Consider the following 20,791-nt stretch of genomic DNA (forward strand, 5'->3'; position numbering starts at 1 on the left):
GGATACGCCATTGTTATTCGCGGTAATTCCGGTTAGCAAACACGGGTTGACAGGGAGTGGGTCCTAATTTATACTGTAACTATATTTAATACAGTAACAATTGATATTACAGTTAAAGAGTGGAGGAATAAGTAATGACCCAGACAGTACAGACGGATTTGTTCACGGTAATTCGGGAGCGTCAGTCGATTCGCACGTATGATCCGAATGTGAGTATCTCGCAAGAGGAGCTTACGGCGATGCTGGAAGAAGCAACGCTCGCGCCTTCATCTTCGAATCTTCAGCCATGGCGGTTCATCGTCGTGAACGATCCTGAAGTGAAAGCGAGATTGCATCCGATCGCGAACAATCAGCAGCAGGTGCTCGACTCGGCGGCGACTGTCATTATTCTTGGAGATAAGGAAGCCTACAAGCGTGCGGACGAGATCTACGATCTTGCCGTTCAAGCCGGAATGCCTCAAGCATCCCGCGATGCGTATGTGCCTCGCATGAAGGAATACTACGCAAAGATGTCCGAGGACACAGCGCGCAGCGTGGCGCTGATCGATGGCGGATTGGTTTCGATGCAGCTGATGCTGGTCGCGAAGGCGAGAGGGTACGACTCGGTTCCGATGGGCGGATTCTCGCATGAGAAGCTCATCGAAGAGTTCCAGATCCCGTCCCATCTAGTACCCGTGATGCTGATCTCCATCGGCAAAGCGTCCGGCGCCGGTTTGCCGAAAGCCCGTCTGCCGATCGGTCAAGTCACGTACTGGAATAAGCTGGAGCAATAAGAATAGCTGACGGTTATTAGTCGGTTCATATAGCGCGCAAACAGGCGTATCCCTGGAGTCATCCAGGTGATACGCCTTTTGTTATAACTTCTTATTCCTTGGGCTGGTTCGTCACGATAAACGCTGCTTCGATCGGGCCGGTATCCTTGGTCTTCTCGTCGAGCAATTTCATGACTTCCACGAAGTAATTCTTCAGCGCGGTCGCTTTGGCCGGAACGCTGAGCTTATCCCAGTCATCGCCCTTCATGCGGGCATAGGAGCTCATTATATCCCGAAAGCGGTCGAACCAATAATACGTCAGGTCGGAGCGGATACCCCTGAATCCTTCGTCCCCGTTACTCACGACGTAAGGGGAATCCCCGGCATCTTTCTTGAAGCCGTACATGCGAGCCCAAATGATGATCTCGAACGTCCATTGATATTGGTCGCGGATGAAGGAAGTATCCGGCAGTTCCTCGGCCTTGAAGATAGACGTCAAGTCCTTCAGTTCCTTGACGGTCATGGCAGGCTGGGAGCGAACGAGCGCGACGATGCGAGCTTGCTGGAGCCGCAGCGCAAAACGGTGACGGCTCACGTAAGACTGCGCCGCCTTGAGCATCGACACGCCTGGCGTATCCGTCGTCTCGAGCGTCGTTTCGCTCACTTTTTCCTTCATATCTTTCCATTTGCCGACGACGCCGGTTGCCTTCTCCCAGACTAAGTCCGGCGCCGAAGCGACCAGGTCACGCGCTTCTTTGCTGAACAGGGCGAATTGTTCGCTGTTGAACTGCTGCGTGTTCCGGACGTGATCGCTGATGATTTCCTTCAGCAGCGTCTTGCTGTCCTTCTCCTGTCTGGCATAACCGATGAACTGGGCTCCGTAATCGGACTTCTGCAGATGGTTGTACACGGCGCTGTACTTGAGCGATTTGGAACATATGATACGCGTAACTTCTTTCACTAGCGGCTGCAGCACATGTCCGACCAGGCCAACCTCCCACAGGTATACGGACAAGAGATCGAAGATGACGTCGTTGATCGTGACGGTCTTGCCTTTCTCCAACAGTTCGAGCCGTTTGTCCTGAATCTGTTCGACTGCCAACAGCGCCGCGTCGACGATAATTTGAATCCGTTCCTGTTGAATGGCGAAAGACTGTTCGATCAGCGCGACGGCTTTCTCGATGTCGTAAGGGGAAACGCGTGCCTTGTCGTTGCCGATCGCGTCGCCGATCAGCGATTGCCCCCTGGATAATGAGGAGGCATTCGATACGCGGGCATTATTCTGCAGTGCTTTTTCCATCATCTCTCTCCTTTGCGTTCGACCAAATATTGGATGTCTTTCCTCAAGTATGATGGAATCGTCTGCCGCACACCAGTATCCTTAGGCATATTTAAACTTCATGATTTGCTATGACAAGTCATATGACTGGCAGGTGACGGTCATGACATCTCGGTCCGAGAAACAACAATAACCGACCTCGATCAGGTCGGTTGTTGCCCGTAGCGCATTCAGTTCAGTATTGTCTTCGCGACGATGACGAGGTCCGCAAGTTCGATCTTGCCGTCATCGTTCAGATCGTATTGCTTGACCTGCTGCCAATCCGCGCTTGCCGAAGTCTTGCCATAGTTGGCCGCCACGATGGCGAGATCGCCGATCGAGACTTTGCCGTCGGCGTTCGTGTCGCCTGGAATCGTAACCGTTCCGTCCGTAATCTCAACGGAATGCGATACCTCAGACAAAGTCGTCTCGTTGCCTGTCGCGTTCGCAAGCAGGGCAGAGGACAACGACACTTCGGTGCCAAGTGCCTCGCCGAGCGCCTTCCAGGTCAGCTTCAACAGATCGCCGTCCTCATCAATCGCATGTTCCGCGCCTTCACTGATGACGAGGACCCGCGCAAGTCCCGCCGAATCGACCTTGTAGTCCAGGACGGTCAATCCTTCGACCAGCGACTCGACCGATACGAGTTCGACCTTCGATGGATCGTAACGGAAGATCAGATCCTGGGCGAAGAACGCCTCATCCTGAGGGATATGGGATAGTCCATACCGGATGGTGAATGTGCTGCCGGCCGCAACTTCATCGTCGCCCGTCAATGTTGCAGACAGCGGGGATTCTCCTGTAGGATTCGGCACATCCGCTCGGTACATCGTGATGAAATCTACGTTGACGTTGCCGATGCTGCCGTCGTCAATGCGGTAGCTGATCACGTTCTTGCCGGCTTGAAGCGTCAATCGCTCGGAGCCCGTGAACCACTCCTCCCAGCTGATCGCCGTTTTATCCGGGGCAATCGTCTTGGCGAACACGCCGTTCACGAAAATATTGAGCTCAGCGCGAGCAGGCAGCTGCGTATTCGGCTGATTGGTGGATTCGCCGTTCACTTGTTTGCCGTACGCATAGCGCAGACCTACGATGTAATCGCCTTCCTCCTCGGCATTCACGACGAAGCTGGCTTCGGCGCCGGCCGTCTCCGGCAAATGGACGTAGCCGCTTCCTTGGTAATTGGCGTACGCATCGTCCGCCGTGGCGCCGCCATATAGAATCGCGTCTTCCGCTTGGTACATATCGCCTTGGCCCGGATCGCCAGAAGGCAGTTCCTGCCATTCATAAGGGGACACAGGCTGCCCGAAGTCCGGCGTACCGTCTTCATTCCACCCGAACTCCTTGATGTTGACTTGCCGCCACCAGTTTCGACTCGTGTCTTTGTAGACGCGGGAGTGGTAGATCATCCAATCTTCCTTGCCGTCCGCCGACTTGACGAAGCCCGCCCGCGCCGGACCGGACACATCGCCGGTGGCCACGAACACATCGTTCTTCCGCGACCACGAGTTCGGATTCAGCACGTCGCCATCCGTGTTCATGAAATAGGAGAGACGGTAGCCGTTCGATTGATAGTCGCCTTCCGATACGGTAATGAAGATGCGGCCGTCCTTCTGCAGCACACGCGGGCCTTCGCCTCCGCCGCCGGGCAGGAAGGAGCGGTCTGCCGTAATCGTGTACGGATTGTCCATCGGCGCAATGGCCGGACCGACCGGTTCGCCTGCGCCAAGCGTTCCCCACACCGCGTACAGCTGGCCACCGTGTTCGAATACGGTGAAGTCGTTCGCCTGTTTGGTGACGCCGTTCTCGCCTGTATAGATCGCGCCTTTGTCGATATAGGCACCTTGCGGATCGTCCGTTACCGATTCCAATACCGTAGCCATATGCTGATAGCCGAAGCTCTGCAAATCCGCGCAATAATAGATATACCATTTGCCATCGAAGAAGAAGAGTTCCGGCGCGAAGATGCGCGTCTGCGTGCCTTGCGAATCAAACACCATGACTTTCTCGCCTTGGTCGGTCAGCGTACGGGATTTGGAGACGTATACCTTGTTGTTGGAATCCAGATTGCTGGAGGAGACGAAATAGTAGAAGCCGTCCTTGTACGCTACGAAAGGATCCTGCCCCTGATAGAGCGGGTTGTTGAATTTATCGTGCACGGTGGAGCTGGTGACGCCCATCTCTTGCATGAAAGTGGTCCGGGCCGCGGACAGTTTGCCGGTTTGCGCAAGCAGCAGCGCGATTTTGTCGCGGACTTCGATTTCCATGCCGTCCATGGCGCCTAACAATTCGGTCGCCTCTCGTTGGGAGGCGCGGATCGCGTCCACGACATTCGGCGTCACCTTATCTGCGAACGTATCCGTCAGATAATCGGCCTTCTGCAATTCAATCGTCAAAGCGGCTTTCTGGGCGGCAAGCGTATGGCTCGCGGGTAGATAGAGCGCCGACTCCGGCACGGTCTCCCGCTGCTGGCTCGCGCTTTTCCATTCCATTCGAAGCCAAGCGCCGCCCCAGCCTTGCAAGTATTCGATCTTGATGTCGTAATGCTTGCCTGCTTCGAGCGTTATTGGCTTGCTGGCCTGTTCGATTTCCCATTTTTGCTGCCAAAAATCAATGATTAGCTCGCCGTTCACCCATAATCGGAACCCGTCGTCGCCTTTCATGTAGAAGGTGTAATCTTCCGTATATTCCGGTACGATCGTGCCCGTGAACCGCGCCGTATTGTAGTCCGGCGAACCGGTTATCGAGTTGAATAGCCCGGTGAACGAATCGCCGTTCAGATTGGCGACAGTCCGTTCTCCCTTCCGATCATTGAAAGTGAACACGTCAATATCCTCCCGGTTAGCCGGGTTCGGCACGCATTTGTAAAACTCGCCAAGCAGCCCATGGCCGTCTTGCGACGGAGCCGCCGCACGCGCGTCCGCGGGAATGATGGTACAGGCAAAGAGCAGAATAGCCATAACGATGCCGATCGTTCTGTTCAATTGAAACCCTCCTAAGTGATAGATAAAGATGCCTGTGCGCAGTGCTGTGAAGCCTCCTCCTTTCCGGTCATCGATTGGGCCGGGAGATGCTTACAAAGTAACATAAATACAGCCAAATTGATTTGTAATAAGCGGTCCTTTCATACGATTTTCCAATCTTTGTTGGCGTAAATATCAGGTGGAAGCGCCTGGATAGGAGGGGATTGATTGCTTTCCGAGTAGTTTGTCGAACATCGTCGTAATATGATGCTAAAGTCCTTGTTAAAGCAAAACTAAAGACCTATTATATGAAGAGGACTATGAATCTAATTCGATGATTGGAAGAGAGGCATCATATCATGGGTGCAAACAAGGGGAAACAGGCAACGGCAGCTGCTCTGGCGCTCGTAACCGCGGTTACGCCGCTAACGGCATATGCGCAAGAGACAGCTAGCATACAACAAGGTCATGAGCAAGATTCCGAGCAGGTACTAGAAGCGATTGCGCGTGGGCTGATGAGCAAAGACAAACAAGGCAATTTCCATGCCGAGCGTACATTGACGCGCGCGGAGTTCGCCGCGTTGCTGTCGCGGGTATTCGGACTATCCGTTTCGGCGGTTGCGACCAGCTCGTTCAAGGATGTACGTCCGCAATCATGGGCTGCTCCGTCGATCGAAGCCGTAACAGCTAAAGGCTGGATGAAAGGAAGCGGCAACTCGTTCCAGCCGAATGAGCCGGTGACGCGGGAGCAAGCGGCAACGGTACTGGTTCGGGCACTCGGTCTAGACCTAGCTGCAATGGCCGGCGCGCCTACTCCTGATGATCTTGCAGAAGCAGGGCAATGGGCACGCGAAAGCGTTCAGGCCGCCGCGGCGGCAGCGCTGTTCCCGATGACGGACGGCAAGTTTAATCCTAAGGCCTCGCTCGTAAGAGGAGAGGCAGCGGCAGTTTTCGTCACCGTATCGAACCAGCTTCCGCTCACGATCGAGCAAGTCGGTGAAGGAACGGTAACGGCATCCGGAATCACGTATACGGCGGCTGCAGAGGTTCAAGGTTTGTTCGTTGCGGACAATCAAGCCGCACTTGCAGGCGCGAAGCTTTCTGCGACCATGCGCAATGGTGTAATCGAATCTGTCGAAGCGCTTGAGCTGCTGTCCGGCGGACGGTCTGCGGCGGAAGGCGCTGCGGAATTCAGCGGCAACGCAGTGTTGGATGGGCACGGAGCAATTGTAGCGGGGACGCTCATCGCGAACGCGGACTACATCACGGTCAACAATTTGACGGTCAAAGGAAACTTCGAGGTCGGGGCAGGTTTGCAGCATGACTTTTATTCTTCCGGTCTGAAAGTTGAAGGTGAGACGCTGATCAAAGGCGGGGACGACAATACCGTCGTGTTCCAGAATGCGAACCTGGGAAGCATTAACGTGAACAAACCGGGCGTTCGTGTCGCCGCAGGCGGCAATACTACAGTCGGAACAATTGCGGTGAACAGCAATGCGACGATCGAAGCCGATACCGGAATCACGCTGCCGAAGATGACGGTCGGTGAAGGGGCGAAGGACGTCAATCTGGATGCGAACGTCACCGATTTGAACGTTGCGTCGGGGAATAGCAACATGACGTTAGGCGACAAAACGAAGATTGCGAATTTGACGTTGCCGGAAGGCGTAGACCCCTCATCGGTAATTAGCAATTATAGTCAATTCAAAGACAGAATCGGCAATGTGAACGGGACGTCCAACAACACTGTCGTCACGAATACAACAAGCACGACAACGAGCGTGAACAAAAAGACGCTTGAAACTGCCATCTCAGCGGCGAAGGATTTGGCGGACGGCATCGATGAACTATCGGCGATCGGGGACGATTACGGCCAATATCCAAGCGCGGCCTTCGATACCTTCAAGCAAGCGATTAACGCAGCCGAAGCGATTTACGCGCAATCCTCAGTCAAGCAATCCGCCGTCAATAGTGCGGTAACGACGCTGAACGCAGCGATTGAAGCTTTCCGGAACGCGAAGATTACGACGGTCAGCACGAAGGCACTGGCGTCTTTGATTGTAGAAGCTCAAGCTGCGGCTGAAGAAGAAACCCTCTCGGCAGGAGCGAAATCCGCACTGCTGGCGGCAATCGAAGCCGCTCAAGCCGTCATCGACAGCAAGCCTGAAGGAGCAGAAGGGCATGCGGCAGTCAGTATTGGGTTGAGTCAGCTACAAGCTGCGCTAGATGCGCTAGATGCTCCTGCAGCGAGCAAAGAGACGATCCAAGCGGTGATTGGGGAAGCAACGGCAATCGTAACCGCCTTGAATCCGGAGACGGATCTCGGCGAAGATTACGGCCAGTATCCAAGCTCGGCGCTAGACAACTTGAATGCAGCGATTGCAGTAGCAGAGACGACGAATGGTTCGATGACGGCAACGCAATCGGCTGTGGACAATGCGGCAGCTGCGCTATCGTCTGCATTTGAAGCTTTCCAGAGCGCCAAGATTACGACGGTCAGCACGAATGCGCTGGCGTCTTTAATTGTAGAAGCTCAAGCTGCGGCTGAAGAAGAAACCCTCTCAGCTGGAGCGAAATCCGCACTGCTGGCGGCAATCGAATCCGCTCAAGCCGTCATCGACAGCAAGCCTGAAGGAGCAGAAGGGTACGCGGCAGTCCAAAGCGCATTGGGTCAGCTACAAGCTGCGCTAGAATCGATCGACGCTCCTGCAGCGAGCAAAGAGACGATCCAAGCGGTGATCGGGGAAGCGAAGGCGATCGTAGCTGCATTGAATTCGGAGGCGGATCTCGGCGAAGATTACGGCCAATATCCAGTCTCGGCACTAGACAGCTTTAATGCAGCGATTGCAGCTGCGGAGTCGACGAATGCTTCAACGACGGCGACGCAATCGGCCGTGGACAATGCGGCAGCTGCGCTAAAAGCAGCAATTGAAGCTTTCCAGAGCACCAAGATTACGACGGTCAGCACGAATGCGCTGGCGGCATTAATAACGGAAGCTCAAGCTGTGGCTGAAGAGGAGACCCTCTCGGCTGGAGCGAAATTCGAGCTGCAAGGGGCAATCGAATCCGCTCAAGCCGTCATCGACAGCAAGCCTGAAGGAGCAGAAGGGCACACGGCAGTCCAAAGTGAGTTAAGTCAGTTACAAGCTGCTCTAGATGCGCTAGACGCTCCTGCAGCGAGCAAAGAGACGATCCAAGCGGTGATTGGGGAAGCGACGGCAATCGTATCCGCATTGAATCTGGAGACGGATATCGGCGAAGAAGATTATGGCCAATTCCCAGTCTCGGCACTAGACAGCTTTAATGCAGCGATTGCAGCTGCGGAGTCGACGAATGCTTCAGCGACGGCGACGCAATCGGCCGTGGACAATGCAGCAGCTGAGCTATCGTCTGCGATTGAAGCTTTCCAGAGCACCAAAATTACCGTAGTCAACACGAATGCGTTGGCGGCATTAATCGCTAAAGCTGAAAGCATTGACCTGGAATACAGCGGAACGCAAGCAATCGAAGATCTGACTAACGCGATTGTTTCAGCCAAAGAGGCGCTCAATCAGGACACGCTGACAGGCTCTGAATGGCAAGTGGCAATCAACCAGGGCAAATCGGGACTGCAATCAGCGCTATCCAATATTGAGACTTGGAAGCTAATGGTTGATTTGGTGAATGTAATTCAATCTTACAAGGCATATATCGCTAGCACTCCCGATGTATACCGAGAACTTGATGCAAACAATTTCCTTGCAGCTATCGAAGCAGCCGACGATTACTTGACTTCCGGCGATTTGAATTATGCCGCCATTTCTACTCATTTCGGCAACCTCGATAGTGCTTACATGTATTATCAGTTTTCCAACACGATCTATCTCGCACAAGCTGAGTATGATCGCACTGAACTAGGGGAAGAAGTCGGCGACATACTGTACGAAGCAGACCAGGCCGTCTTCCAGAATGCAATTGTTACAGCGGTTAACGTGCTTTCAGATCCGAACTCAATTCCTTACGATATTCTTATGGCGCAAAACGCTCTAGGCACCGCTTCTAACCAGTTCAATCAAATGAAAGTCGGAGACAAGACCTCGTTGGCGGAGCAGATACAGATGGCAGAACTTACGCTGACTTCAAATCCGGATAACACCAATGCAGCCAACTTAAAAGCCGCTATTGATGCTGTCAAAGCAGTCATGGATGGACCAGCTGCAACTGTATCGACCATCCAACAAGTCTCAGTAAACTTGTCGTTTGCTCTTTTTCAATTCAGTAAAGCTGAAGGCACGAATTCGGGTATTCCGCTGATTCCGTCTGAGCTGGTGACTTACAATGAAGAGACAGATTCTTTCGACCCGATCATGTCCGAGTAGAAGGATGCGCTCCATATGACACGGATTCAGATCGTCTCTCCCGAGTCGCTACGCGGTTATGTTCCGAATCATCTGTTGAGTCTCAGTCACGACTCTAAGCGTGACCGTTCATTTGCACTGCAAGCGGAATCGGATGGAATTCGCTCAGGCGCAGTGCTGACTAGCATTACCCCTGACGGCCAAAGCGGACTGATCAGGCATCTGCATGTGCTCGAGCCATTCCGCGAACTTGGTATCGGCAACCAGCTGCTGCATGAGGCGGAATCGCGACTGGAGCAAGCGGGATGCAAGGTCAGCTATGTGGAGATCACGGAGAACGAAGGCGGTCACGGCCGCCGGTTCTACTTCAACCGAGGATATTCCATTGATCAAACGTTGTTTCATCAGTTCACCTTCCGCATGCCCGAGTCATTGGATAAGGAAGAAGAATGGCTTCGCTTAACGGAACTGCCGGATGGCTATGAATTGATCGATTGGGCCGAAATAGAAAATCGAGTAGCGTTGGATCCGCTCGCTGATTCGGAACTGAGCAAAGGATTAACCTATCATGGACAGTTGGTTGGTTGGCAGTCGATCCAGCGAATCGCGACGAATATGCTGCTCTTCCGGACCCTTCATGCCGAAGCGAATCATCGCATGTTCGGACAAGGAATTGCGCTCGCGTGCGAAATGATAAGGAGACACGCTCTTCATACGCAGTATCGATATATCCGCATGGCGGTTGCTGCATCCAACAAGCCGATGCTCCGCTTCATCCACAAGCGGTTGCATCATCATATGATCCATCGCAAAACATCCTTGCGGTTGCGCAAACCGCTTTCATTACGTGAATACGGATAAAGCTATAACAAAGGGACACCGCCCATGGTGTCCCTTTTGTGTTCAATCATTTTGTTTTTCACTTGGAATGAAACCCGACTACGCCATTAAAGATGGTGCCAGCGGGTTCGCCTTGATTTGTCGCTAATTGGCATGCCTAAACGAGAGTAGGCCCAAAGTTGGAAAAGATAGCGTTTTCACAGGAAAAAGAAATAGAGGCGTCGAATGGGTCGTAGACTTTACTTGCCAAAAGGGGGAAACTGTTGTCTTGCATTTGCGCGCCTATTACAGCAATCAGTTGATCAAGAACAAAATCTTCCTCATTACGGCCGTGATCATGACGCTAGTGTCGGGCCTGAGCATGGTCGCGGTCCATTACGCAACCCAAATTTATGAGGACAAGGTCTATGCGGAGGCGGCGCAAGTATTGAATTTGTCCTCGGGCATGGTTGACGGCAAGCTGAGGGAAATCGAGGATTTGACCTTCGATATCCTTAGCGACCGTACGATCCAGACACAGTTATCGAGCGTTACGGGACTTATGAGGGATTACGATTATTTCAAAATGAAAGATAAACTGACGGATCGGCTGATCGAGCTGGCTCAGCATCATCATGCCGTATCGGCAATCCAGATTAACGATGTGACGGGCGGGGAGAGTCAGGCAGCCATTACGTCGCGCTATCGTCTCGATACCGCCGAATATGAGCGAAGGGCGATGGAGGCGGGAGGATCGGTCGTCTGGCTGCCGGCCGAGGAGCCGAATGTGTTGATTGCCGTCCGCCAAATTCGCAGAATGAGCAGCCTTAGCCTGAAGAATCTCGGCGTCATGATCGTCTACATCGATATGAAGCGGTTGACCGGCCAGTCGCTCGAGCTGAGCGGGGACCGTTACTTCGTCATGGAGCATGCGGGGCGCGTCGTGTTATCCAACGGCGCCGGATCGGTCGAGCCGCTTACGCAGTTGCCGCTTCGCGAACGGCAAGGGTACACAATCGCGAAAATGAACGGCGAAACTTTTTTCATCACTCATCTGATCTCCAAATATCAATCCTTCACCTACTATAACGTATTGCCCTACGGAAGCGTCTTCCTGCAATCGAACATGATCAAGTACGGGCTGTTCGGCGTGTATGCGCTGCTCTTCGGATTGGCGCTCTACATCGCGAGGGTGGCCGGCCGTTCGATCTCCAGGCCTCTGGAACAGCTGACGGCAAAGATGAAGCTGGTGCAGAAGGGGAACTTCAATACCGAGGAGCTGTTTCAGGGCGACAATCCGAATATGGACGAGACCGGCCAGATCCATCGCCATTTTCGCTTGATGCTGGAGACGATCAACGCGCTGATCCGCGAGAATTATGCCAAGCAGCTAGCCATCAACGAATCGGAATATAAAGCGCTGCAGGCGCAGATCAATCCGCACTTTTTATATAATACGCTCGAATCGATCAATTGGATGGCCAAGACGAACCGTCAGCCGGATATCTCGGCGATGGTGACGGCACTCGGGCGTCTGCTGAGAGGGATCATCAGCCGGAAGGAACCGCTCATTACGATTGAGGAGGAGATGCGGATCGTCCGCAATTACCTGACCATCCAGCAGATTCGATTCGGTGAACGGCTCCAATTCCGCATCGAAGGGGAGGAGCAATTGTCTGGCTGTTACATTCCGAAGCTGACCGTACAGCCGGTGCTGGAGAACGCCATCCAGCACGGACTCGAGGCGATGTCGAGTCCATGCACCATCACGTTGTCGTTCGAATCAGGCGATTCGCACATCACGATCAGAGTGACGGATGACGGGCCGGGCATCGACGAAGCAACCTTGCTCGCGATCAAGGAGGGTTACGTCGTGCCGAAAGGAACGGGCATCGGGCTGAGCAACATCCGCGAACGGATCCGGCTGATGTTCGGCGACGAATATGGCGTCGATATCGACAGTGACACAGGGAAGGGGACCACGGTTCGGATACGCGTCCCTTATCGATGGGAGGATGAAGATGTATAACGTACTGCTGGTGGACGATGAGCGGATTATTCTTGAAGGCATTGCGAGTGTCGTGGAATGGAACAAACACGGGACGCGGCTCGCAGGCAAAGCGGTGAACGGCATGGAAGCGCTCCGTCACATCGAAGCCATGCCGCCGGATATCGTCATTACCGACATCCGAATGCCCGAACTTGGCGGGATCGAGCTCATTCAGTGGGCGAAGGAACGTTATCCCGGCATGATCTTCATCGTACTGTCCGGTCATGAAGAGTTCTCTTCCGCCCAGACGGCGATGAAGCTAGGCGTCCGGCATTATTTGCTCAAGCCCTGCACGGAAGATGAAATCGAACATGTGCTGGTCGAAGCTGTCGAGGAGCTGCAGGAAAGGCAGCGTCAAGAGTCGTTCCGGGCGGCAACGATGGAGCAGTTGGCGCGCGTTCTCCCCCAGATCAAGGAGCAATTCCTGAAGGAATGCCTGATGAACAAGACCTATAGCAAGCGCGATTGGGATTATTATGGCGGACTGCTGGGTTTAGACATCGAAGGGCGAGCGGTACGGCTGCTGCTGTTCGAGATCGAAGGCAGCTGCGAGTTCGAGCATCTGTTCGCCCTGCATAATATTGCGGAAGAACTCGTTCGCGACGCCGGCCAGCACGTACTGCTTAACACGACGATCGGCGATCGTCTCGTGCTGCTCGTAGAGGACGGCGAGCTGGCGCGTTGGCTTACGCTGCTGGAACGGGTGAAGCAGGTGTACGGACAATACTTCCGCCTCGATCTGACGATCGCGGTCAGCCATCCCGGCTCCATCACCCAGCTTCGGTATCTGTACCGAGAGACGCTGGCATGCTTGTCGCACCGTTTCTATCTGGGAGAAGGAAGCATTATAACCTCAGAAGATATCCTGCATCCCGTCGAAGGCTTGCCGATGGAGCTGGAGGTCGACGCAGAAGCGTTCGCCATCGCAGTGCGCAGCGGAAATTTGGAGCGCGTGCACACTTTCGTCCGCGATACCATTATCAAGCTAAAGGCGAGCAAGCTGGATGTAGGGTTGGTCAAATCGTGCGTGCTCGAGCTGTATCTCGTGTTGCTGCGGGAGAAAGGAAGCGCTAAGCCAGCGTGGACGGCAGGCTCCCATTCTGCCAATAACGCCGGCCCCGGATGTTCCCCCGATGCGGCCGATATGACGGCAGCGGGTACGTCTGCCCGGATCAAGCCGATGCTTGGACTCGAATCGTATCTGCTGCGGGAGGATGCGTTCGATACGTTGGACCAGACGGAGGACTACCTGCTGCAGGCAGCCGCCGAAGTGGCAATGCGCAATTACGAGGCCAACATGCAGACGCAGTCGAAGGTGATCGACCAGGTGATCCGTTACGTGGCGGAGCATCTGCCTGAAGAATCACTGACGTTATCGAAGCTGGCTCATGACATTTTTTACTTGAACGTGGACTACCTCGGCAAGCTGTTCCGCAAGGAGACCGGCGAGAAATTCTCGCAGTATATGATTCGCGTCCGCATGGAGGAAGCGATGCGGCTGATCGCGGCCGCGGAATACGTGAAGATTCTAGACATTGCCGCGAAGGTCGGATTTCGCAGCAATCCCCAATATTTCAGCCAAGTGTTCAAGAAGCATACCGGGCTCACACCCTCGGAATATATGAAACAACTGTCCATTATGCCGGAAAAATGAACGTCTAACGGAAATTTGAACGTCAACCAGCCGATTCCTAAGGCGCGACGCCTGCACAGGATATCGGTTTTTTTAACGGATGATGCCGATTCGTTATATTTTCGAGTCCTTATGAATGCGCTACCATTATGTAGCAGCTATACGAAAAGAGCCTTGAGGAGGTCTATCCATACCATGAGAAGACGGTCGACGTTGATCACGCTCGCTGCAGCCTTGATGCTTACTTTCACGATGTCTGCCTGCAGCAATGGCGGCGGGAATGCGGGAACGAACAACACGCCTACGAATGAAGGCGCCACGCCGGCTGTGACGAACAGCGGCAAGGAAGGAGCCGGGGAAGGTTCCGCCGGTGACAGCGAGGAGGATATCACGCTCCGCCTTATGTGGTGGGGATCCCAGACCCGTCACGACCTGACGAACGAAGTGGTGAAGCTGTACGAATCGAAGAATCCGCATGTCAACATCGAGACCGAGTTTACGAGCTTCGACGGTTATTGGGAAAAGCTGGCCGCCATGGTCGCCGGCAACAATATGCCGGATGTGCTGCAAATGAACTTCGGCGAATATATGACCCAGTATGCCAGCAAGGATGTCCTTCTCGATATGAAGCCGTTCACCGAGAACGGAACGATCGACGTCAGCAAGGCGAATGAAGGTATCATGGCTTCCGGGATCGCGAACGGCCAGCTTCTGGGCATTCCGCTCGGGATGAACGCGCTGACGGTCATCTACGACGAACAGATGTTGCAGGATGCCGGCGTAGCCGCACCTGACATGAACTGGACGTGGGACGACTGGAAGAAGGCAGCCGAAACCGTGTATGCCAAGACGGGAAATTACGGTACTCAGGGTCTTGAGATTACCAATATCTTCGAGTATTACGCTCGCCAGCACGGCCAGAAGATGTACAGCGAAGACGGCAAGGGACTGGGCTTTGACGATAAGCTGTTGGCCGAATATCTCGCCATGACGCTGGAGCAGCAGGAGAAGAAGACGTATCCGTCGATGGACGTCATCATGCAGCATGAAGCGATCGAGGATCAGCTGATCGTGCACGGCAAAGCGCCGTTCGATTTCCGCTGGTCGAACCAGGTAGTCGCGCTGACCAAGGCGGCGAACCGGACGCTCAAGCTGGCCCCGCTGCCGGGCCCGGACAGCAGCAAAGGCATGTATCTGAAACCATCGTTGTTCTTCTCGATCAGCAAGAAGTCCAAACATCAAGAGGAAGCGGCGAAATTCATCGACTACTTCATCAACGACGTGGAAGCGAACAAAATCATGATGGGCGAACGCGGCGTTCCGATCACGTCGACCATACGCGAGACGCTGGCTGCCGATCTGGACGAGACGAATAAGATGATTTTCGATTACATCGATAGGATCGGCGAGAACAGCAGCCCGATCGACAGCGTCTATCCGGCCGGCGCCTCCGAAATTTCGAAGGCGATGGAGGAGATTCACGAGCAAGTGATGTATAAGCAGCTTACGCCGGAAGAGGCGGCTGCCGAATTCCGTAAGCGGGCGGAAGAAATCATCGCGCGAGGGGCGGAATAATGAAGACAACTATCGGCGCATAAGGAATGGCCGGCTCCGAACGAATGACGCCCGCTCAGATCGAAGCGGAGCCGGTCTTCTTATACGGATTGCTTAAATCGCGGAAGGAGGGGTTGGCATGAGTCTAGAGGCTTCGTCGTCAGCTGCGGCAGCGCAAGGTAAGAGGAAGAAGAAGGAGAACGATAACCTGACCGGCTATCTGTTCATCCTGCCGTTCTTGGTCGGCTTCTTCGCGCTGACGGTATTCCCGGTAGTCATGTCGCTCTACTTGTCGTTTACGAATTACGATATGCTCGGCACGCCGAGCTGGATCGGATTTGCCAATTATGAGCGCATGCTCATGGATGATCCGAAATTCGTGCAATCGGTCAAAGTGACGCTCTTCTACGTATTCACGGCAGTGCCGTTCCGGCTTGTCTTCGCGTTGGCGGTCGCGCTGCTCTTGGCCAGGCTCGTCGTCATGAAAGGGATGTACCGAACTTTGCTCTATCTGCCTTCCGTCATCGGCGGCAGCGTCGCGGTCTCCGTCATGTGGAGGCAGCTGTTCGGCAATGAAGGGGCGCTCAATTCGATTCTCGCCAAGCTCGGCCTGCCGACGGTCTCATGGCTCGGTGATCCGGCCTATGCGATTTGGACGTTGATTTTGCTCTATGGCTGGCAATTCGGATCCTCCATGCTCATCTTCCTTGCGGGATTGAAGAATATTCCGGCCAGTTATTACGAAGCGGCCGAAGTGGACGGCGCAGGCGCTTGGAGGCGGTTCGTCCGCATCACGATCCCGCTGTTGACGCCGATCATCCTATTCAATGTCGTCATGCAGACCATTCAAGGCTTCATGGCTTTCACCCCGAGCTATATCATCTTCGAAGACGGCCGACCGCTCAACTCGACGCTCGTGTACGTTCTCTATATGTTCCAGCGCGCATTTACGTTCTTCGATATGGGGTATGCGTCGGCCATGGCGTGGCTGCTGCTGCTCGTGATCGGGCTGTTCACGGCGCTGATCTTCAAGAGCTCTTCGTACTGGGTGCATTACGAATCGGAAGGAGAGCGGTAGGATGTACCTGCGTCGAAAGTCCGTCCTCAAGCTGGTTTGCGAACAAGCGCTGCTGCTTGCGCTGACGTTCATGATGCTTTACCCGCTGCTGTGGATGATTGCGGGCTCATTCAAAGATAACGGCACCATCTTCACGACGGCCCATTCCCTCATTCCGAACCGTCTCGATTTCTCCAGCTACATCGAGGGGTGGCAAGGATTCGGGGGCGTGACCTTCGCAACCTTCTTCATCAACTCGACGATCATTACGCTCCTGTCCACATTCGGCAGCGTCGCTTCTTCGGCATTGATCGCGTACGGTTTCGCCCGGATCCGCTTCAGGTGGAAGAACGTCTGGTTCGTCTGCATGATGCTGACGATGATGCTGCCGTTTGAGATTATTATGGTGCCGCAATATGTCATGTTCAATTGGTTCGGCTGGGTCGATACGTATTGGCCGCTTATTCTGCCGACCTTCTTCGGCACGCCGTTCTTCATCTTTCTCATCATGCAGTTCATCCGCACATTGCCGCACGAGATGGATGAAGCGGCCAAGATCGACGGATGCGGCAAGTTCGCGATATTCTCGCGAATCATCGTGCCTTTGATCGTTCCGGCGATGATGACGTGCGCCATCTTCTCTTTCTATTGGCGCTGGGACGACTTCATGGGGCCGCTGCTCTATTTGAATAAACCTCAGCTTTATCCCGTGTCGCTAGGCCTCAAGATGTTCTCCGATCCGGATTCGATCACGAATTGGAGCGCGCTGTTCGCAATGTCGACGCTAAGCGTCATCCCGGTGTTCATCATCTTCTTCCTGTTCCAACGCTATATCGTGGAAGGGATTAGCACGAGCGGCCTCAAGGGCTAATGCAACCGGGTCGATCTGATTACGAGAGGAGAACCACATGAAACGATTAAAGCTTATGAGCAAGTCGGCCGTCCTAAGCATCGCAGCCGTAATGAGCGCGGGCGCGGTATGGCCTGCTCTCCCCGTGAATGTCATGGCTACGGTTTCCGCGCAGACAACGAGCGAGAAAGCAACGGTAGAAATCCTGTTGGAGGCGGAACAAGCCGATCAGCAACAGGGCGTGATCGTGGATACGAAGCACGCCGGCTATACGGGCGAGGGCTTTACCGATTTCAACCCCAATGTGCCTGGCGGATACCTGGAGTGGACATTCGATATGCCGGAGGCGGGCGTCTATACGCTCGAATTCCGTTATGCCCATGGCGGCGCGGATAAACGGCCTGCGCAAATTACCGTCAATGGCGAAGTTGCTCAAGAAGAGCTAGCCTTCGATCCGACCGGGGGCTTCGATAAATGGCTGACGACTTCAGCGCAAGTCACGCTCCGTAAAGGGCAGAACACGGTTCGCGCGACGGCAGTCGGCGTTAGCGGAGGCGGCAATATAGACAGTCTTCGCATACATAACGAGCCGCCGACCGAGGCCGAGCAAGTCGAGCTTGAGGTCGTAAAGCTGTCGGATCTGCTCAGTGATTTGCAGCTGAAACAGCTGCGCCAGTTAGGCCTGATCGTCCATGTCAGTCCGCAGGAAAGCGAGCCGATGACGCGGATCGCCTTCATGTCGTTGATCAACGATACGTTCGGTTTCGTGAAGGAGGAGCGGTTCAAGGGGGTTGGCGCGGAGACCAGCATCGGAGAAGTTTCGCTGCAAGAATGGTACGCTTACGTGCTCGAAGCGGCTGAGCAGGCGGGCTACATCACGGGCATGCCGGACGGGGCGATGGCGCCGGAACAGCTGATTAGCCGGCAAGAAGCCGCCGTAATTCTCGCCAGACTGCTCGAGCTTGCGCCTAATCCTTCTGCGTCCGAAGCTTTCGGGAATCTGCCGGAATGGAGCAAGGGAGCGATTGGCGCGATGGCGGGCAAAGGCTATCTATCCGCCGCTGCCGGCGGCTTCGGCGCGTCCAAGCCGCTTACCTTCGGAGAGGCGAGGGACATTCTGGCGAAAGTCTCCGCCGACTACGACACGGGGGCCGATTTTGTCAGCGTCGTTGCCGCGCAAGCGATCAGCGGTAATCTGCTTGCGGTAACGCTTAACGGCCAGTTGGACGCTTTCGATTACAAGGATCTTGCCATCAGCGTCCCGACCGGGAGCTGGGCATCGTTGACGCCGAACTTCAAGCAGCTGCGCGTCAGCAAGGCCGCCCAAGGCGTGAATCGGTTCGGCCAGACGGTGCTGGTGCTGCAAAGCTTGGATAAGTGGGAGCCCGACGCCTCATTCCAAGTGAAGCAGGCGGAGCAAACGTTCACCGGCGATCTGGAAGCAGCCATCGTTCAAGCCGACAATATGGTGACCTGGCAGATGGACCACGGCGGATTCTCGAAGGCGATCGACTACAGCAAGCCGTGGGACGGCAAGTCGAAGCGCTCGGAGTGGACCAATGCGGACGGCACGGAGCTCGGAATGATCGACAATGATGCGACTGTGAAGGAGCTGCGCTTCCTCGCGGAGGTGTACAAGGCGACCGGGGACGAGACCTACAAGCAAGCGATATTGAAAGGGCTCGACTTCCTGTTCCTGCTGCAGACGGACACCGGCGGCTTCACGCAGGTCTATCCGAAGCGCGGCAATCCCGGCGATCCGGAACAATATTCGAACTACGTCACCTTCAACGATAATGCGATGATTAACGTGCTGGAGCTGATGGACGAAGCGGCGAACCGGAGCTATCCGTTCACGGACGATCTGATCGGCGATGAGCTGGCTTCGAAGCTGAAGCGGTCGATCCAAGCCGGCGTCGATTATATTCTGGATGCGCAGATCAAAGTCGACGGCAAGCTGCTCGCTTGGTGCGCCCAGCACGATCCGGTCACGTTCGAGCCGAAGGGCGCGCGTACTTATGAGCATCCTTCGCTGTCCGGTTCCGAATCGGTCAGCATCGTTCGCTTCCTGATGGGCAGACCCGCTCAGACACCTGCTATCAAGCGAGCGGTTCAAGGGGCGCTGGAATGGTTCGACGACGTGAAGCTGGAGGGAATCCGCTATGTGAGCGGAGATCCGAACGGCGTCTATTTTATCCAGGACCCGAAAGCAACGACTTGGTATCGCTTCTATGAGATCGGGACGAACAAGCCGATCTTCTCCGGCCGCGACGGCGTCATCAAATCGACGATTCAGGAGATCGAGAAGGAACGCAGGGACGGGTATTCGTGGGGCGGAAGTTATGCCAAGCAGCTGTTGGCGACAGCTTCGACTACCGGCTACTTCCCGGGCAAAATCTACGCGGAGGTGGTCGGCGCAAGCTCTAAGGACCGGAACGGCAGAACGCTGCTGCAAGGGCAGCTTACTCAGGTCGCGAGCGTTACGGAACAGCTGGGCCGGATGCAGAATGAGCTGACCGTCGCGGCCGATGGCAGCGGCGAATACAAGACGGTCCAGGCCGCGGTCGATGCAGTGCCTGCAGGCAACCAACGGCCGGTGACGATTAGAGTGAAGAACGGCGTGTATAAGGAAGTCGTCAGAATTCCGGGCGACAAACCGTATATTACGCTCGAAGGCGAAGATAGCGAGAAGACGGTCATTACATTCGACAATTATTCGGGCCGCAGCAACGGCGCCGGCGGAACCTTCGGAACGAGCGGCAGCGCAACGGCATTCATCGCGGCTAGCGATGTGAGCGTCCGCAACATCACATTCGAGAACAGCACGGACGAGAGCCAAGTGACCGAGTCGAATAAACAGGCGGTTGCCATGAACGTCAGCGGGGAGCGCATCTCGTTCTCGAATGTCCGTTTCCTCGGTAATCAAGACACGCTGCTGACGAATGGCGGAACGCAATATTTCGAGCAGTGCTATATCGAAGGCGACGTCGACTTTATTTTCGGCGGATCCCGGGCTGTCTTTAACGAATGCACCATTCATTCCCTCGACCGCGGATCCGCCACGAACAACGGTTATATTACCGCTGCGAGCACAATGATCGACGAGCCGTATGGTTATTTGATCTTGAATAGCAAGCTGACGAGCGATGCGGCGGCAGGCACGGTTCATCTTGGCCGGCCTTGGCATCCGAGCGGCAATCCGAACGCCATCGCGAGCGTCGTCTATATGAACACCGAGATGGGCGCGCATATCAAGACCGAGCCTTGGACCGATATGTCCGGATTCTCTTGGAAGGAAGCCCGTTTCGCGGAATACATGAACACGGGGCCAGGCGCGGCCGTGAACGATTCGCGTCCGCAGCTGAAGGACGAAGAAGCGGCGGAATGGACAATCGAGAACGTGCTGAAGGGATGGAATCCGTCCGCAAGCTAGATGTTATATTTCATTTTTTTGCGCG

At 54.7% G+C, this 20,791-nt stretch carries 11 protein-coding genes; 9 read left to right on the plus strand and 2 right to left on the minus strand.

Annotated elements, in window-relative coordinates; translation table 11 throughout:
• Window positions 1-134: 134 nt before the first annotated feature.
• The gene (locus FHS18_RS18375; protein ID WP_183601554.1) at window positions 135-773 is read left to right on the plus strand and encodes a nitroreductase family protein; all 639 of its coding nucleotides are present in this window, start codon (window positions 135-137) and stop codon (window positions 771-773) included.
• A gap of 91 nt (window positions 774-864) precedes the next feature.
• Here FHS18_RS18375 and FHS18_RS18380 read toward each other — a convergent pair whose 3' ends face one another.
• Window positions 865-2,055 carry a hypothetical protein gene (locus FHS18_RS18380; protein WP_183601555.1) on the minus strand — a complete coding sequence of 397 codons (1,191 nt, stop codon included), beginning with the start codon at window positions 2,053-2,055 and terminating at the stop codon, window positions 865-867.
• A 206-nt stretch (window positions 2,056-2,261) separates the two neighbouring features.
• A complete protein-coding gene (locus tag FHS18_RS18385) occupies window positions 2,262-5,054 on the minus strand; it encodes a family 43 glycosylhydrolase (protein ID WP_183601556.1) in 2,793 nt (930 codons plus the stop codon).
• A 338-nt stretch (window positions 5,055-5,392) separates the two neighbouring features.
• On the opposite strand from FHS18_RS18385, the gene FHS18_RS18390 reads away from it, so the two are divergent.
• The 8 genes from FHS18_RS18390 to pelA all read left to right on the plus strand — a co-directional run bounded on the left by FHS18_RS18390 (window position 5,393) and on the right by pelA (window position 20,766).
• On the plus strand, window positions 5,393-9,391 hold the full coding sequence (locus tag FHS18_RS18390) for an S-layer homology domain-containing protein (protein ID WP_183601557.1): 3,999 nt from the start codon (window positions 5,393-5,395) through the stop codon (window positions 9,389-9,391).
• Window positions 9,392-9,406: 15 nt separating this feature from the next.
• A complete protein-coding gene (locus FHS18_RS18395; protein ID WP_183601558.1) occupies window positions 9,407-10,231 on the plus strand; it encodes a GNAT family N-acetyltransferase in 825 nt (274 codons plus the stop codon).
• 247 nt (window positions 10,232-10,478) lie between these two features.
• Complete coding sequence (locus FHS18_RS18400) at window positions 10,479-12,218, plus strand: sensor histidine kinase (RefSeq protein ID WP_183601559.1); 1,740 nt, start codon at window positions 10,479-10,481, stop codon at window positions 12,216-12,218.
• On the plus strand, window positions 12,211-13,893 hold the full coding sequence (locus tag FHS18_RS18405) for a response regulator (protein WP_183601560.1): 1,683 nt from the start codon (window positions 12,211-12,213) through the stop codon (window positions 13,891-13,893). The genes FHS18_RS18400 and FHS18_RS18405 overlap by 8 nt, the downstream gene beginning before the upstream one ends.
• A gap of 174 nt (window positions 13,894-14,067) precedes the next feature.
• The gene (locus FHS18_RS18410) at window positions 14,068-15,447 is read left to right on the plus strand and encodes an ABC transporter substrate-binding protein (protein ID WP_183601561.1); all 1,380 of its coding nucleotides are present in this window, start codon (window positions 14,068-14,070) and stop codon (window positions 15,445-15,447) included.
• 118 nt (window positions 15,448-15,565) lie between these two features.
• Window positions 15,566-16,504, plus strand: a complete 939-nt coding sequence (locus FHS18_RS18415) for a carbohydrate ABC transporter permease (RefSeq protein WP_183601562.1) — start codon at window positions 15,566-15,568, stop codon at window positions 16,502-16,504.
• A 1-nt stretch (window position 16,505) separates the two neighbouring features.
• Window positions 16,506-17,354, plus strand: a complete 849-nt coding sequence (locus FHS18_RS18420) for a carbohydrate ABC transporter permease (RefSeq protein WP_183601563.1) — start codon at window positions 16,506-16,508, stop codon at window positions 17,352-17,354.
• Window positions 17,355-17,391: 37 nt separating this feature from the next.
• On the plus strand, window positions 17,392-20,766 hold the full coding sequence (gene pelA, locus FHS18_RS18425) for a pectate lyase (protein ID WP_183601564.1): 3,375 nt from the start codon (window positions 17,392-17,394) through the stop codon (window positions 20,764-20,766).
• Window positions 20,767-20,791 lie beyond the last annotated feature (25 nt).

It is taken from the genome of Paenibacillus phyllosphaerae, from assembly GCF_014192105.1.
Lineage (GTDB): Bacteria > Bacillota > Bacilli > Paenibacillales > Paenibacillaceae > Paenibacillus_Z > Paenibacillus_Z phyllosphaerae.